14 protein-coding genes are annotated in these 16,272 nt (G+C 57.0%); 5 read left to right on the top strand and 9 right to left on the bottom strand.

Annotated elements, in window-relative coordinates:
* Positions 1-5: 5 nt before the first annotated feature.
* A complete protein-coding gene (locus FGU71_RS11920; protein WP_142788770.1) occupies positions 6-1,652 on the bottom strand; it encodes an electron transfer flavoprotein-ubiquinone oxidoreductase in 1,647 nt (548 codons plus the stop codon).
* A gap of 102 nt (positions 1,653-1,754) precedes the next feature.
* Between FGU71_RS11920 and FGU71_RS11915 the strand changes: the two genes are divergently transcribed.
* Genes FGU71_RS11915 through FGU71_RS11900 form a run of 4 tightly spaced genes read left to right on the top strand, consistent with a single transcriptional unit; the run spans position 1,755 to position 5,974 of the window.
* A complete protein-coding gene (locus FGU71_RS11915) occupies positions 1,755-2,540 on the top strand; it encodes a uracil-DNA glycosylase family protein (protein WP_142788769.1) in 786 nt (261 codons plus the stop codon).
* Complete coding sequence (locus tag FGU71_RS11910; RefSeq protein WP_234035739.1) at positions 2,537-4,303, top strand: lytic transglycosylase domain-containing protein; 1,767 nt, start codon at positions 2,537-2,539, stop codon at positions 4,301-4,303. Before FGU71_RS11915 ends, FGU71_RS11910 begins: the two co-directional genes overlap by 4 nt.
* Before the next feature lie 12 nt (positions 4,304-4,315).
* Positions 4,316-4,846, top strand: coding sequence for a molybdenum cofactor biosynthesis protein B (moaB, locus tag FGU71_RS11905; RefSeq protein ID WP_142788768.1), 531 nt, complete (start codon positions 4,316-4,318; stop codon positions 4,844-4,846).
* A 39-nt stretch (positions 4,847-4,885) separates the two neighbouring features.
* Complete coding sequence (locus tag FGU71_RS11900) at positions 4,886-5,974, top strand: PA0069 family radical SAM protein (RefSeq protein ID WP_234035738.1); 1,089 nt, start codon at positions 4,886-4,888, stop codon at positions 5,972-5,974.
* A 5-nt stretch (positions 5,975-5,979) separates the two neighbouring features.
* Here the strand turns inward: FGU71_RS11900 and FGU71_RS11895 are convergent, their stop codons facing one another.
* The 4 genes from FGU71_RS11895 to FGU71_RS11880 form a co-directional block, all read right to left on the bottom strand.
* Positions 5,980-7,179 (bottom strand): pyrophosphate--fructose-6-phosphate 1-phosphotransferase, encoded by a 1,200-nt coding sequence (locus FGU71_RS11895; RefSeq protein WP_142788766.1) that lies wholly within the window; start codon positions 7,177-7,179, stop codon positions 5,980-5,982.
* 61 nt (positions 7,180-7,240) lie between these two features.
* Complete coding sequence (locus FGU71_RS11890; protein WP_142788765.1) at positions 7,241-7,675, bottom strand: DUF1330 domain-containing protein; 435 nt, start codon at positions 7,673-7,675, stop codon at positions 7,241-7,243.
* A gap of 36 nt (positions 7,676-7,711) precedes the next feature.
* A complete protein-coding gene (locus FGU71_RS11885; RefSeq protein ID WP_142788764.1) occupies positions 7,712-8,164 on the bottom strand; it encodes a DUF411 domain-containing protein in 453 nt (150 codons plus the stop codon).
* 23 nt (positions 8,165-8,187) lie between these two features.
* On the bottom strand, positions 8,188-9,792 hold the full coding sequence (locus FGU71_RS11880; RefSeq protein ID WP_234035737.1) for a long-chain fatty acid--CoA ligase: 1,605 nt from the start codon (positions 9,790-9,792) through the stop codon (positions 8,188-8,190).
* A 101-nt stretch (positions 9,793-9,893) separates the two neighbouring features.
* Here FGU71_RS11880 and FGU71_RS11875 point away from each other — a divergent pair, with 101 nt between their 5' ends.
* Positions 9,894-10,214 (top strand): hypothetical protein, encoded by a 321-nt coding sequence (locus tag FGU71_RS11875; RefSeq protein ID WP_142788763.1) that lies wholly within the window; start codon positions 9,894-9,896, stop codon positions 10,212-10,214.
* A gap of 40 nt (positions 10,215-10,254) precedes the next feature.
* Here the strand turns inward: FGU71_RS11875 and dnaE are convergent, their stop codons facing one another.
* The 4 genes from dnaE to FGU71_RS11855 all read right to left on the bottom strand — a co-directional run bounded on the left by dnaE (position 10,255) and on the right by FGU71_RS11855 (position 16,262).
* Complete coding sequence (dnaE, locus tag FGU71_RS11870) at positions 10,255-13,743, bottom strand: DNA polymerase III subunit alpha (protein ID WP_142788762.1); 3,489 nt, start codon at positions 13,741-13,743, stop codon at positions 10,255-10,257.
* A gap of 73 nt (positions 13,744-13,816) precedes the next feature.
* Positions 13,817-14,296 (bottom strand): glutathione peroxidase, encoded by a 480-nt coding sequence (locus FGU71_RS11865; protein ID WP_142788761.1) that lies wholly within the window; start codon positions 14,294-14,296, stop codon positions 13,817-13,819.
* Between the two features lie 60 nt (positions 14,297-14,356).
* On the bottom strand, positions 14,357-15,031 hold the full coding sequence (locus FGU71_RS11860; RefSeq protein ID WP_142788760.1) for an ABC transporter ATP-binding protein: 675 nt from the start codon (positions 15,029-15,031) through the stop codon (positions 14,357-14,359).
* Positions 15,024-16,262, bottom strand: a complete 1,239-nt coding sequence (locus FGU71_RS11855) for a lipoprotein-releasing ABC transporter permease subunit (protein ID WP_142788759.1) — start codon at positions 16,260-16,262, stop codon at positions 15,024-15,026. Before FGU71_RS11855 ends, FGU71_RS11860 begins: the two co-directional genes overlap by 8 nt.
* Positions 16,263-16,272 lie beyond the last annotated feature (10 nt).

Genomic DNA, 16,272 nt, shown 5'->3' with positions numbered 1-16,272 from the left:
GCTGATCACATATTCGGATAGTTAGGCCCGCCGCCACCTTCCGGCGTGACCCAGTTGATGTTCTGGTTCGGGTCTTTGATGTCGCAGGTTTTGCAGTGGACGCAGTTTTGCGAGTTGATCACGAATTTGGGCTCTGCGCCCTCCTCCTGAACCCACTCGTAAACGCCCGCCGGGCAATAGCGTGCTGATGGTCCGCCGAATACGTCCAGCTCGCTGTTCTTCTGAAGGCCGATGTCCTGGACCTGCAAATGGACCGGCTGGTCCTCTGCGTGGTTGGTGTAGCTGAACGCGACGTTCGTCAGGCGGTCAAAGCTGATCTCGCCATCGGGTTTCGGATAGTCGATCTTCGGATAAAGGTCCGCGCGGCCCGTCATGGTGTAATCGGCGTGGTGCTTCATCGCAATTGGCAGGCCAATCTTAAGCGTGCGCATCCACATATCGACGCCCGCCAGCATGGTGCCGATATCGCCGCCATATTTCGCGACCGCAGGCTCTGCATTCTGGACCAGTTTCAGCTCGTCCGCGATCCAGCTTGAGCGAACCGCGCTATCGTAATCGGAAAGTTCGGTTTTCTCGTGACCGGCGGCCACCGCCGCAGCGATGCTTTCTGCTGCCAGCATACCGCTTTTCATGGCGGTGTGGCTGCCTTTGATGCGCGGCACATTTACGAAACCGGCCGCACATCCGATCAAAGCGCCGCCCGGAAATGCGAGCTTTGGCACAGACTGCCAGCCGCCCTCGTTAATGGCGCGCGCGCCATAGGCGACGCGTTTACCGCCTTCGATGATTTCACGGATCGCCGGGTGCTGTTTCCAGCGCTGAAATTCCTGATACGGCGAAACCCATGGGTTTTTGTAATCAAGCGCAGTCACGAAACCGAGCGCAACCTGACCGCCAGCCTGATGGTAGAGAAAGCCCCCGCCCCAGCTGTCACTTTCCGTAAGCGGCCAGCCTTGCGTGTGGATCACGCGGCCGGGAACATGTTTCTTGGGGTCAATATCCCAAAGTTCCTTGATACCGAGGCCATAAACCTGCGGCTCGCAATTCGCCTCAAGGTCGAACTTCGCTTTCATTTCCTTGGTCAGCGAACCGCGCGCGCCTTCGGCAAATACAGTGTATTTTGCTTCGATTTCCATGCCCGGCTGAAAATCCGGCTTTTTCGAACCATCCGCCGCAATACCCATGTCCTGAGTGATCACTCCGCGAACATTGCCATCATCGTCGAACATGACTTCATTCGCCGGGAAGCCCGGGAATACCATAACGCCCATGCCCTCGGCCTGTTCGCCCAACCAGCGGGTCATATTGCCCAGCGAGCCGGTATAGCAGCCATTATTGCTCATGAGAGGCGGCATGATGATGTGTGGGATAGAGCTCTTGCCGGTTTTCGACATGTTCCAGTGCCAGTTATCTGTCACCGGAGTTTCTGCCATCGGGCAATCCATGTCGCGCCAGTCAGGGAACAGTTCATCGAGCGCTTTGGGGTCTACAACCGCGCCAGAAAGAATGTGCGCGCCGATTTCGGAGCCTTTTTCAAGGACAACGACTTCGAGTTCTTCGTTGATTTGCTTCAGCCGGATCGCTGCGGAAAGGCCCGCTGGGCCGCCGCCGACGATAACGACATCGCAAGGCATTGATTCACGTTCGGACATGCGCTCTTCTACCCTTGGCTTGGGCGCGAGTGCCGCGCCGCTCTCTATCAATGTTCCACTTGCTAACTGGGGTTTGCGCAGTCAAGACCTGCCTTCAATCTGATGAACGCCCACACCACCCCTTCTGCCCGCGATCTGGCCGCCACTATTGAATGGTGGAGCAATGCGGGTGTGGACATGGATTTCACCGATGACGCTACGGCTTGGTTGACTGACGAAGAGGTTATAGAGCCCGCCCGCAAACCCGATCAAAGGCAGGATGGAGACAATCCTGCAAACGCAGAGCAAAATCCGGAAAACAAACAGATTGCCGCGCCAAGTGTTCAGCGCGTCGATCTGCTGGGCGATTCGCCGCCTGCCTCGCTTGAGCAATTCCACACGTTCTGGATGGAGGCGCCCGGTCTTGATGGCATTGGCACAAAGGGCCGGATTTTACCGCGCGGAAAACCGCAGTGTGATCTGATGGTGCTGGTCTGCGATCCCGAAGAAAGCGACCGCGACACCCTGCTTTCCGGCGACCAAGGCAAACTGCTTTCAAATATGCTCGCCGCGATGGGATACGCCGAGGACGATACCTACATCGCATCCGCGCTCCCCCGGCACACGCCGATGGCAGATACCACAGCGATTGCGACCGGCGGGATGGATGAAGTCACCGCGCTGCATATCCGACTTGTCGCGCCAAAACGGCTGATTGCTCTGGGAACCAGCATTCTGCCGTTTTTAGGGCACGACCGGTCACAAGAGTTTACTTCTTTACGTGAAATCAACCATAGGTCCGTAAACACGCCGCTTCTGAGTAGCGAAGGCTTGGACGCGATGATGTCTATGCCCCGCCTAAAAGCCAGATTTTGGCGGAGATGGATTGAATGGTCGGCCGGGAAATGACGATAAAAATGCTGCGATCCGGGATGGTTGCGATGGGTTTGGCCTCTGCCAGCCTGATAAGTGGTTCGGCAATGGCACAAAGCCAGAGCATGGCGGCGCATTACGGACAGGGCGTATCGCAAAGTGATGCGATCCCGCAGGTCTTGTCGCAACGAGAACGCGAGCATTTCGCCGCGCTGTTCAACGCGCTCGACCGCGAAAATTGGGATGAGGTTCGCGAGCGGCTCAGCAAGCACGAAAGCTCGGTTCTTTACCAAACCGCGCTTGCCGAATTCTACGTTCACGCCAACAGCCCGCGGGTAAGCGCCGAACAGATCGCCGACTGGTTCGAACTTGGCGTGTATCTGCCACAATCCGAACAACTGGGCCGTATGGGCGCGAAACGCGGGTTAGAGGCCTTGCCTCAATTTGCCGAGACGCAGAATTTCAGCCGTCAGCCCTATGCACCAAAACGCATCCGCCCGCGATCCATCAATGACGGTACAATGCCGGAATCGGCGCGCTCGGCCATTCTCGATTCGATCAAGAATGATGATCCCGCAGGCGCGCATTCGCTGCTGATTGAAATCGATGAACAGCTGAGCGCGGAATCGCGCGCGGAATGGCGGCAAAAAGTCGCCTGGAGCTATTACATTGAAAACAACGACACAGCCGCGCTGCAACTGGCCGAAACCGTTGGCGAGGGCAGCGGCGCATGGGTGGCAGAAGGCGAATGGGTCGCCGGACTTTCTGCATGGCGACTGGGCTATTGCTCGCTTGCCGGGGAAGCTTTTGCCCGTGCGGCCGTAAAATCCACCAATGCAGAACTAACATCAGCATCGCATTATTGGGCGCATCGTTCGCTTGTCCGGTGCCGCGAACCTGGCCAGGCTCAAGGCCATCTCGAAGCGGCGGCGCGCTATGACGAGACGCTTTATGGAATGCTCGCCTCTGACCAGTTGGGATTGGAATTCGAACGATCAGCGACACCGCAGCCATTCACCAAAAGCGATTGGCGCGAACTGGAAAACACCTACAATGTAAAGGTTGCCGCGGCGCTCGTGGAGATTGGCCGCCCCGCCCTTGCCGATGAAGTCTTGCGGTATCAGGCCCGCGTGGGTGATCCGCGTAATTTCAATGCTCTGTCGCGATTTGCCCGCGAGCTTGGCATGCCTGCGACGCAGCTGTTTATGGCGCACAATGCACCGCGCGGTCAGCGCAGCGATGGAACCTTGCGTTTCCCTGTGGCGCGCTGGCAACCGCGCAATGGCTGGCGCGTTGACCCTTCACTGGCTTTTGCCCACGCACTGCAAGAGTCCAATTTCCGCGCCGGAGCGGTTAGCCCCGCCAATGCGCGCGGTTTGATGCAGATCATGCCCGGCACGGCACGCGACCATAACCGCAGATTGAACCTGGGCGCGAGCTATGCCGATCTCAACGATCCAGAGGTAAATCTCGCCTATGGTCAGCAGCATCTCGAAATGCTGCGCGATCATCCATCGACAGGCGGTCAATTGCCCAAAATTATGGCGGCTTACAACGCCGGCCTTACGCCCGTAACCCGCTGGAACACCGAAATTAACGATCAGAACGATCCGTTGCTCTGGATGGAATCGATTCCCTATTGGGAAACCCGCGGCTATGTTGCGATCGTCATGCGCAATTACTGGATGTATGAGCGCGCCGCAGGCGTGCCCAGCCCGAGCCGCCGGGCTTTGGCGCAAGGTCGGTGGCCAAGCTTCCCTCAGCCGGTTAGGACGCGGTCAGCCTATTTAAATCGCTGACAGGAGCAGACAGTGGCGATCGACGAGACAAAAACATTTACGCCGATCAATATTGCAGTCCTGACTGTTTCCGACACGCGAACGCGCGATACCGACACTTCGGGCGATATCCTTGCCGCGCGAATTAGCGATGCGGGACACAATATCGCCGCGCGTACCATCGTGAAAGACAATGCGGATTTGCTCGCACAGCAGCTCGGCATGTGGATCAACGATCCGGGCATAGATGCGATTATCAGCACAGGCGGGACCGGGCTGACAGGCCGCGATGTCACGCCCGAAGCCCTGTCCAAAATCACTGATGCTCGTGATATCCCCGGCTTTGGCGAACTCTTTCGCTGGCTCAGCTTCAAGACGATCGGCACCAGCACAGTCCAATCGCGTGCCTGTGCGGTCGTTGCGCGCGGAACTTACATATTTGCCCTTCCCGGATCGAACGGCGCGGTGAAAGATGGCTGGGACGGCATCCTTGCCGAACAGCTTGATAGCCGCAACCGGCCCTGCAATTTCGTCGGTTTGATGCCGAGGCTGCGCGAGAAATAGAGCTTCACATTCTGCTTTGTTCTATTTATGTTCTTACTCGTGAGAACGCCAGAACATCCCGACTATGAAAGCGGACGCGGCGCAGCATCTGCGTCAGTCCCAACCCGTTTCGGCCTTGCCACGCGAGAGACCGATGCAGATTGGCGCGATCATGTCGAATTGCTGGACGGTCCGCCGGCCAAACTGCGTACGACCGTCACCAACGAACAGCCAAAAACCATCCTCAGCTTTAATGCTTCACCCGATGTGCCGTTCGACCGCAGCATCAACGCCTATCGCGGATGCGAGCATGGCTGTGTCTATTGCTTTGCGCGCCCTACCCATGCCTATCACGACCTGTCGCCGGGTCTGGATTTCGAGACAAAGCTTTTTGCCAAGCCCAACGCAGCCCGATTGCTGCGCGAAACGCTGGCGAAACCCAAATACCGCCCTCGCCCGATTGCCATGGGGACCAACACCGATCCGTACCAACCTATTGAGCGCGGTTACGGGATCACGCGGCAGCTGCTCGAAGTGTGCCTTGATGCGCGCCACCCTGTCACGATCACCACCAAATCGGACCGCGTGCTGCGTGATCTCGATTTGTTGTCTGACATGGCAAGCCAAAACCTCGTCGCAGTCGCGATTTCCGTCACCAGCATGGACGCCGCGCTGTCATCAAAATTGGAGCCGCGCTGCGCCGCGCCTGCAAAGAGGCTCGCAGCGCTTGGCAAGCTGGTCGAGGCGGGCATCCCGGCCCACTGTTCGGTATCGCCGATTATCCCGGCGATCACCGATGAATTTATGGAAGGTATCATCGCAAGAGCAGGCGAATTCGGGGTACAGAGCGCTGGATGGATTCCACTGCGCCTGCCGCACGAAGTTGCGCCGTTGTTTCGTGAATGGCTGAATGTTCATTATCCTGAACGTGCGGGCAAGGTTATGAGCATCGTGCGCTCCATCCGGTCTGGAAAAGACAATGATCCCGATTTCTTTACGCGCATGAAGCCGAGCGGTGTGTGGGCCGATCTTTTTCGCGCGCGTTTCCGCGTAGCGTGCAAGCGCGCTGGGATTGCAAAACCGAAATTCCAGCTCGATTGTTCGCAATTCAGACGCCCCGAACAGGGCGGGCAGATGCGTTTGCTCTAGACGCGTTAATCTTGCCCGAGCTCGCTAAGCAAATCAGCAAACCAATCCGCCGACGCATCAAAACGTTTGCCGCCCTTGATCCGATCAAATTCAATCGTGCGAAGCACATCGCCGCGTTCTTCGTCCTGTCCGGCCACGCCGGATTCGCCGCGCATCGCCGCGTCAACTGCATGCACCGTGCAACGGCGGATTAAAGCAAGGTCCGCTTCATTTGCCGGAGCAGACCGGGCGAAATACCCGCTCTTTTGCACGAGCACTTTTTCCGCGCCCAGCTGCGCAGCGAATTGTTCGGCAAACCATTTGCCCGGATTCACTTTGTCGAGCTGCACATGACCAAATGGGTCGCGCGGAACTTCGGCGCCTTCACTCTCCATCGCGGCCACAATCTCGCTTAGCCCTGCGCCTTCTGAAATGAACAGATTTACGCTGCCATGCGCGTCCATCGTGGCGCGCAGCCGTTTGGCTTCGCGCGTGATATCCAAAGGGCGCTCCGGCACATAGACGCCGTGGACATCCCAGCGTGCGGCCGCATTTTCTTCCCACTCAGCAAAATGTGCGTGTTTGATCCATTCATGATGCGCGCGGGCCGTCGCCGCCGTTAACCATCCGCAATTGCGCCCCATCACTTCATGAACGGTCAGCATACGCGGATTGGCGGTGTGCTCTGCAATCATATTGCGCGCAAAGATCGCCCCCTGCTCGGCCGCCGTCCACGCGCCAAGCGATTGCCGGATCGGGATCACATCATTGTCGATCGTTTTCGGCAATCCGACCACGGTGAGCGGATAGTCATTGTCGTGCAGATATCTGGCGAGATCTGCGGCCGCAGTGTTGGTATCATCGCCGCCGATTGTGTGCAGGATATCAACCCCGTCGCGGGTCAACTGCTCGGCGGCCACATGCAGCGGATTTTCGCCCGGTTTCACCAGACCGCGCTTCTCGCAATCCTCGACATTGGTCAGCTTGACCCGGCTGTTTCCAATCGGACTGCCACCAAAAGCATGAAGCTTGGCGGCCTCGGCGCGAATTCTGTCATCCACCTCGGTCCAGTCGCCTTTGAGCAACCCGGCATATCCATCGCGATACGCGATAATGCGCATATCGGGCGCGATTTCGGTATAGCGTTCGATTAATCCGCCAACAGCAGAGGAAAGGCACGGCGCAAGACCGCCCGCTGTGAGCATTGCTACAGTTTTTTGTGCCATGCGAACATCCTGCCTAACGCAGCCGAATTAGGTCAGCCCATTGCGACGAGGATACGTATGCCTAGCCAAAGCCCCCGCCCGATTGCCCCGGTTTAAACCGCATAAGCCGGCTATCGATCAAAGCGGCAGTCCGGTTGACCACCGCTTTTTGATAATCGGGGTTCTTGATCATTTCAAAAAAGGCGCCCGAATTCGGATATTGAGCGACAAAGCCGTCATGCCAATCCTTGTCATCTGGTCCGGTCACCATTGTCTGAAAACTGCCGCGCCAAACGATTGTGCCGCCGACGCCTGCGAAAATTGGACCGCTGGTTTTGCCATATTCCCGATAGGCGCGCTGACCCGACCAGCCATTGCCATGATGCTCGTGACCTTCGGGATATTCGGCATGCTCCCGAAATCGCAGCAGGTTGAGCATGTGGATCGGCTCGTTACGCGGCAAATCCTTGAACGCCTGAAAATTCTCTGCCGATGGATCAATGTAGTATTTGGCCACGGTTTGCTCTCCCTGTTCTCCGCTTTGCGGTCTCACTCAGCTTGTGCCCCCATGCACTGACCAGACGCGGTGGCGCCCGTCTCGCATGATGAGCACAACCTGATACCGGTCAACGCGGGTGCCGTTTTCCATACCCGGCGATCCGATAGGCATTCCCGGCACGCTAAGCCCCACCGCATCGGGCCGCTCTTTCAGCAAACGGCGGATATCGGCTGCGGGCACATGCCCTTCGATCACGTAACCATCGACCTTGGCAGTGTGGCACCCGCGCAGATTGCGCGGCACGCCGGCTTTGTCAGCGACTGGATTGAGATCATCGACATTGCGCACGGCAAGCTCAAAACCGGCGGCGCGCATCCGCTCTACCCACACGGCGCAGCACCCGCACCACGGGGTCTTTGCAACGTCAATGACGCTGGCTGCGACGGATTGAGTGCAAGCAAGCAGAGCCAGCGATGCGGCGATTGCGGCAAAACGGGTACGGATCATGTCACTGTCCTTAATCCAGCTGTCTACGCTTCGAGTTTGTAGTCGGAGAACCGGTCACGCAGGTCTTTTTTGCTGATCTTGCCCGTCGCTGTATGCGGAATATCATCCACAAACTCGACCGCATCGGGAAGCCACCATTTCGCGATCAGCGGCTTGAGATGCTCCACGATCTCATCGCCGGTCACGTTTGATCCTTCGGCGCGAACTACGAACAGCACGGGCCGCTCGTCCCATTTCGGGTGGGGCATTCCGACACACGCTGCCTCGGCAACGCCTGCATGGCCAACGGCTGCGTTTTCAAGCTCTACCGAGCTGATCCATTCACCGCCTGACTTGATCACGTCCTTTGTCCGGTCAGTCAATTGCAGCGTGCCGTCAGGGTGGATGATGCCGACATCCCCGGTGTCGAACCAGCCATCTGCGTCCACAGCGTCTTCCTCGGCTTTGAAATAGCGTTTGATGATCCATGGGCCGCGAATTTGCAGCGCGCCCGATGTCTTCCCATCACGCGGCAGTTCGGTTGCCATATCGTCCAGATCGACCGTGCGCAGTTCCACGCCGAAAATCGGGCGGCCCTGCATCGCGGTCTTGTTTACGCGCTCTTCGAACGAAAGCTCTTCCCAATCCCAGGTTGGCCCGCCCACGGTACCGATCGGCGATGTTTCGGTCATGCCCCACGCATGTTGAACGCGCGTGCCGTTCTTCATCAGACGCTCGATCATAAAGCGCGGGCAAGCGGACCCGCCAATCGTCGCAGCCTTCAGCGGCGGAAGGTCGATGCCTTCCTTGTCGCAATACTGGAAATGCGCGAGCCAGACGGTCGGCACACCTGCACTGTCTGTCACTTTCTCGCGCAGCATCAATTCGTGCAGCACCGCGGGATCATTAACACAGGAAAATACGAATTTGATGCCAGCCATCGCGCCAGCATAGGGAAGCCCCCAGCTTGCCGCGTGAAACATCGGGACGACCGGCAGCATCACAGAGGCGCTGGAGAAATTGAATGCCGCCGGTTGAAGGCCGGCGATTGCGTGCATCAGGGTTGATCGGTGCTCATACTGAACCCCCTTTGGATTACCCGTGGTGCCAGAGGTGTAGCAGATCATGCACGGATCGGTTTCTTCGCCCGCGACCCACTCGTAATCGCCGTTTTGGGTGCCGATCCAGTCTTCAAAAGCGGGCGAATGTTCGCCGCTGTCATAGCAAATGTAATGCTCTACCGTGGTCCAGCGCTCTTTCATGCGGTCCACGATCGGTTGGAACATCGCATCGTAACACAGCACCTTATCTTCGGCGTGATTGACGATATATTCGAGCTGATCATCGAACAGGCGAGGGTTTACCGTGTGGAGCACGCCGCCCATCCCCGCAACGCCATACCAGCTAACCAGATGGCGCGAATGATTCATCGCAAGGCTGGCCACGCGGTCACCTTTTTTCAGGCCAAGTGCCTCAAGAGCTTGCGCCATTTTCAAGGCATCGCGGCGAATACCGGACCAATCGGTGCGTGTTTCCGAACCATCGGCCCAGCGTGTCACGATTTCCCGCGGGCCGGATTCCCGCGCCGCATGGTCGATAACGCTGGTGATGCGCATGGTGAATTCCTGCATCGCGCCCAATTTGATCATGTGTATTCTCCCAAAAGTTTTCGATCATCGCCGAGTTTGCATGTGTTCATGCCGTTGATTTCGGCGCTTTGCAATTGCATAGCGGGCTCAAGCGGGGTGATATGTTTCAGCAATTAAAGATCTTTATCGTCGGGAATGTTGGGCTCGCCAGAGATGCTCTGCATATCTATGTTGCATTGATCGTCTTTTTGGCGGCGTGCTGGGTTTTCCGCTGGCCCGCATCAAGCTGGAAACCTTGGCTGGCTGTTCTCGTAGTCGCGATCTTCGGCGAGGTGAGCGATTTTGTGACCACTCTTTCTTCTAGCCGACCCATTCTTTGGGATTATCATTGGACGGATATGTGGAACACCATGCTGGCACCAACCATGATCGTTTTGGCTGCCCGATATACGTCCATTTTTGACCGACAGCATAAGCCCTAACCGCAAATCGCCTGCGCCATGAAATCGGGCAATACCTATATTACGCCACCAATTTCAGATTGGCGCGGCCGCGAGCGGGTGCCAGCTCGACATTCTCGATCCCCTCTACTTCGGCAAGCCGTTCGGCCAGAGCGCCATCGAGGATGAAATTCTTGCCCAGATGCACCATCGCTTCCTGATCCGCATCCAGGATTAGCCTGACAAGCACTTCGCCCGGCGAGGATTCCCCGGTGGCAAGTTCAAGTTTCAGATCATTGAGCGCCTGCACACTCAGAATGTCGGCGCGCAGCATCATTTTTGTACTGCCGCTGACCGCCGATAATGGCTTGGCACCGCGTACGGTTAGACGCGGCGGTTCTCCCGGATTGGGCGAATCCAGCTCCACTGTCAGAAGCACGCATTCACCGCTATCAGCCCATTTCTGAAAACTTTCGACCAACGATTCTTCAAAGCACGCTGCCGAAAACTGGCCGGATGTGTCCGAGAAATCAGCACGGATAAATTCTGCACCGCGTTTGGTTCTGCCTTTATTGACACTCTCGACCATTGCCGCGACGACCGCGCTGCTACGCCCGCCGACCGGCGCACCGGCCTCCATCAGATTCTGATATGTCCGCGCGCCCTGAGCCGAGGCAACTTCACGGAATTGTTGAACCGGATGGGCGGAAAAGTAGAACCCGAAATTTTCACGCTCTTTGGCCATTTGATCAATCCGCGGCCATTCTTCGGCGGGTTGCAGCCGCAGGTCTTCTTCTGCGGCATTATCGCCGCCGAACAGGCCAACCTGGCCGCTCGACCTCTCTCGCATGGCGGCATCTGCCACCGCCAGCAACATATCGGCATTGGCATAAAGCAACGCACGATTGGGCTCCAATGCGTCCAACGCGCCGGCGCAAATCAAACCTTCCAGCTGGCGGCGGTTCATCGAGCCCTGCGGCAATCGCTCGCACAGGTCCTTCAGATTTTCAAACGGGCCGTTTGCTTCCCGCTCGGCAACGATCGCGTCCATCGCCTTTTCACCGACATTGCGAATCCCAGCCAGCGCATACCGCACGCCGTACCCTTGATCGGTTTGCTGGACGGTAAAACGAGCCTGCGATGCGTTTATGTCCGGTGGTAGCACGGCAACGCCGCCTTCCTCATTCGGATACCGCCGCGCATCATCGACAAATATATTCAGTTTTTCCGACTGGTGCAGATCAAAACACATCGAAGCAGCGTAAAATTCTTCGGGATAATGCGCTTTTAGCCACGCGGTCTGATACGCAAGCAACGCATAGGCGGCAGCGTGCGATTTGTTAAAGCCGTAACCTGCGAACTTGTCGATCAAATCGAACAGTTCGTTCGCCTGTTTCTTTTCAATACCCGAGACGTCCTTGCATCCCTCGACAAAACGAACACGCTGTATGTCCATTTCTGCCTGCACCTTTTTACCCATGGCCCGGCGCAAAAGATCGGCATCGCCAAGCGAGTATCCTGCGAGGATTTGCGCGGCCTGCATGACCTGTTCCTGATAGACGAAAATTCCATAGGTTTCAGCCAGAATGCCTTCGAGTTTTTCGTGCGGATACTCGATCGCCACTTCACCGGCCTTACGTTGACCGAACAGCGGGATGTTATCCATCGGGCCGGGTCGATAGAGCGATACGAGCGCGATAATATCGCCGAAATTTGATGGTTTCACCGCTTTGAGCGTGCGCCGCATCCCTTCAGATTCCAGCTGGAACACGCCGACCGTGTTACCATCCTGCATAAGATCATAGACCGCCCTGTCATCCAGCGGCAGCTGGCCCAGATCAATCGTGATCCCGCGCAGCTCCAGCAGGTCGGTCGCCTTGCGCAGAACCGACAGCGTTTTCAGACCGAGGAAATCGAATTTTACCAGACCGCTGCTCTCGACATTTTTCATGTCGTACTGAGTGACCGGCATATCCGAACGCGGATCGCGGTATAGCGGGACAAGCTGGGATAGCGGACGATCACCGATCACAACGCCGGCGGCGTGCGTCGATGAGTTGCGCGGCAAGCCTTCGAGCTGCATCGCCAGATCAACGAGGCGTTTTACCTCGTTATCATTGTTGTATTCGGCTTTGAAATCGGACGCGCCATTCAACGCGCGCGGCAGGGTCCATGGGTCGGTCGGATGGTTGGGCACCATCTTGGTCAACCGGTCAACCTGCCCATAGCTCATCTGTAAAATCCGCCCGCAATCGCGCAGCACAGCGCGGGCTTTAAGCTTACCAAATGTGATAATCTGCGCGACGTGATCGGCGCCGTATTTCTGCTGCACATAGCGGATGACTTCGCCCCGCCGCGTCTCGCAGAAATCGATATCGAAGTCAGGCATGGAGACACGTTCGGGGTTCAAAAACCGCTCGAACAGCAAGCCAAGCTGAATGGGATCAAGGTCTGTAATGGTCAGCGCCCAAGCCACAATCGAGCCAGCACCCGAACCGCGCCCCGGACCCACTGGAATACCTTGATCCTTGGCCCACTGGATAAAGTCGGCAACGATCAGGAAATAGCCGGGGAAGCCCATATTGACGATGATACCGATCTCATAATCGAGCCGGTCAAAATAGATTTTCCGGTCTTCGTCTGACATCTCGCCATATGGTTCAAGACGCGCCTCCAGCCCCGATTTCGATAGCTCGGCTAGCATTCTGGCCTCACCTTCCTGATCGCCAGCAAGGCTGGGCAGGATCGGATCGCGATAGGGCGGCGCGAATGCGCAACGCTGCGCAACGACAATAGTGTTGGAAATCGCTTCGGGCAGGTCCGCGAAAAGCTCTTGCATCATCGAGGCCGATTTGACGAAAGCCGCCGCATTGGAGCGCGGGCGGTCCTCGTTCTCGACATAGGTGGAGTTCGCAATGCACAGCATGGCATCGTGCGCCTTGTGCATATGTGGCTCTGCAAAGTTTGCGGGATTGGTCGCAACCAGCGGGATGTCGCGGTCATACGCCATATCGATCAACGCATCTTCGGCGCGCTCTGCCGCCGCATCGCCATTTCGGGCAAGTTCAATGTAAAGCCGGCCCGGAAACAGTTTCTGAAGCCGGTCACACACCGCCTCTGCAGCAGGCACCTGACCCTCTGCCAAAAGCTGGGTCAGCGCGCCCTCGCCCGCACCGGTAAGCGCGATCAGGCCATCACTATGGCCTTCCAGATCATCATATTTAACGTGCGGATCAAGTTCCAATGGCCGGTCAAGGTGCGCTTTGGACACAAGGTGACACAGATTGTCATAGCCCGCCTCATCCTGAGCAAAGAGCGGCAGGTAATCGACCTGTTTGCCATCCGCATCCCGCGCAACGCCCAGCAGAGTGCCGATAATGGGCTGAATACCTTCACTGCTGCACCCACCTGCAAACAAGACTGCACCGTAAAGCCCGTTACGGTCACAGATCGCGATAGCAGGAAATCCGCGCTCCTTTGCCAGTTTGGCGATGGCTTTGGGATCAATCGCCCCTTCGAGCATCGAATAGGACGATAGAATACGCAGCGGGATGAAGGGAGCAATTGCCATCGGAGCAGCTTAGAAAATTGGCCGCGATTCGGAAGGCTTTATCGCCTCTAATTCTCCACAGGGTGAGGAGAGTTCAAACCAGTTTTGCGACATCTTTCGCGATCTGCTTGGGCGTGTCCTGCGGGCCGTAACGCTTCACGACGTTGCCTTCGCGGTCGATCAGGAATTTGGTAAAGTTCCATTTGATCGAGGTCGAACCCATCAGGCCTTTCTTTTCGGACTTCATCCAGTCGAACAATGGCGAGGCATTGGGGCCGTTCACATCGACTTTCTCCATCAACGGGAATGTCACGCCGAAATTGACCTTGCAAAACTCCGCAATTTCATCGGCATTGCCAGGTTCCTGAGCGCCAAACTGGTTGCAGGGAAAGCCAAGCACTTCGAAATCCTTGTCTTTGAAATCCTGAAACAGCTGCTCCAACCCGTCATATTGCGGCGTGAAACCGCACTTGCTCGCTGTGTTAACCACCAACAGGACCTTGCCCTTTTTCTCGGACAGGTCGAGCTCTTCGCCGCGATTGGTGTTGACGGTAAAATCGGCGATTGTTGTCATGAGCTTGGATCCTTTAAAGCGTTGCTGCCCATGTGGGCATTGCTGGTCCAGCGAGCAAGGTCAGGCCAAAATCCCGTCATGCAGGCGGACAACCCGGTCCATCCGGCTGGCCAGTCGTTCATTATGCGTAGCGACCAAAGCAGCGCTGCCTTCACCGCGCACCAGTTCCAGAAACTGGCCGAGCACCGTGTCCGATGTCGTTTCATCCAGATTGCCGGTCGGTTCATCAGCCAGCACCAAAGTCGGTTGATTGGCAAGCGCGCGCGCCACGGCCACGCGCTGCTGCTCGCCGCCGGAAAGCTGGCTTGGCCGGTGGGTTAGCCGGTGGCCAAGGCCCAGGCTGGTCAGCAGGCTTTGCGCGCGCTCCAGCGCGGTTTCGCGGTCGGTCCCGGCGATCATTTGCGGCATTACAACATTTTCGGTCGCGTCGAAATCAGGCAGCAAATGGTGAAACTGATACACAAATCCGAGATGCTCTCGCCGCAGCCGCGTACGCCCGTCAGGCGGCAGCTTTTCGGCGCGCTCTCCTGCAATCGCGATGGAACCTTCGAACCCACCTTCTAGCAATCCCACGGCCTGAAGCATGGTCGATTTGCCCGAGCCTGATGGACCAAGCAGCGCAACAATCTCGCCCGGTTGAATATCCAGATCCACCCCGCGCAGCACATCAATGCGCTGCCCGCCCTGCTCGAAACTGCGCTTTAAACCGCGCAAAGAGACGATCGGCTTATTCATAACGCAGCACCTGAACAGGATCGGTGTTGGATGCTTTAAGCGCCGGATACAGCGTCGCGAGGAAGCTGAGCACTATGCCGAGCGCGGTGATGCCAATGATTTCCCACGGATCAACACGCACTGGCAGCGACGTGAGGAAGCGCACGCTTGGGTCCCAGATTTCAACTCCGGTCAAAAACGCCACACCATCGACAATCGGATTGCGGAAATACAGCAACAGAAAGCCGAGAACCAATCCGGTCAGCGTACCCAGCGTACCAATGGTTGTACCGGTGGTGACGAAAATCTTGAGCAAACTGCGCCGGGTCGCGCCCATTGTGCGCATGATCGCAATGTCGCGTGTTTTCGCGCGCACCAGCATCACAAGGCTCGAAAGGATATTAAAAGACGCGACCAACACCATGAAGCTAAGCACAAAGAACATCGCCACGCGTTCGACTTCCAGGGCTTCGAACAAGGTTGAATTGATCTGTTTCCAATCTGCGATAACCGCGCGGCCAACCAGAGCATCTTCGACAGGTTTCAGGATTTCACCGACATTATCGGGATCTGTCACCGTGATCTCAATCAATCCGACACTGTCACCCATTAATAAAAGCGTCTGCGCGTCTTGCATGGGCATGATCACGAATGTTTCGTCAAAATCGTACAGACCGATCTCGAAAATCGCCCCGACTTCATAGCCCACCTGCCGGATTGATGTGCCGAATGGTGTGGTGCGCCCTTGCGGATTGATGATCGTAATCGTGTCGCCCACGCGCGCGCCGATGTTGGAGGCGAGCCGCGAGCCGATCGCGACCTTGCCGGAATCGGGTTGAATGCTGGCAATATCGCCGAGCAGAACTTTATCCCCCAAATCGGCAATATCTTCAGCTGTGTTTCCGCGCACAAAAATTGCAACGGCGCGGCCATTCAGGCTGGCGAGCAAAGGCTGTTCTATCAATGGTGACGCCGTTACGACGCCTTCGGTCGCCAGAACCTGCTCCAGCGTGCTTTCCCAATTGTCGAGCTTTCCGCCATAGGCTTGCACCACGGCATGCCCGTTCAATCCGGCAAATTTATCAAGCATTTCGCTGCGAAAGCCGCCCATGACACTCATCACCAGCACGAGCATGGCGACAGACAGCATGACAACGCCCACCGATATCCCGGCGACAAGCGCAATGAAGGCCTCCCCCTTACCGGGCCAGAGGTACCTCTTGGCGATCATTCGTTCGAAAGGGGTAAGCATGGATTGGGCT

The sequence above is a fragment of the Erythrobacter insulae genome (assembly GCF_007004095.1).
Classification (GTDB): domain Bacteria; phylum Pseudomonadota; class Alphaproteobacteria; order Sphingomonadales; family Sphingomonadaceae; genus Erythrobacter; species Erythrobacter insulae.
This window is presented reverse-complemented; position numbering and strand designations above follow the sequence as displayed.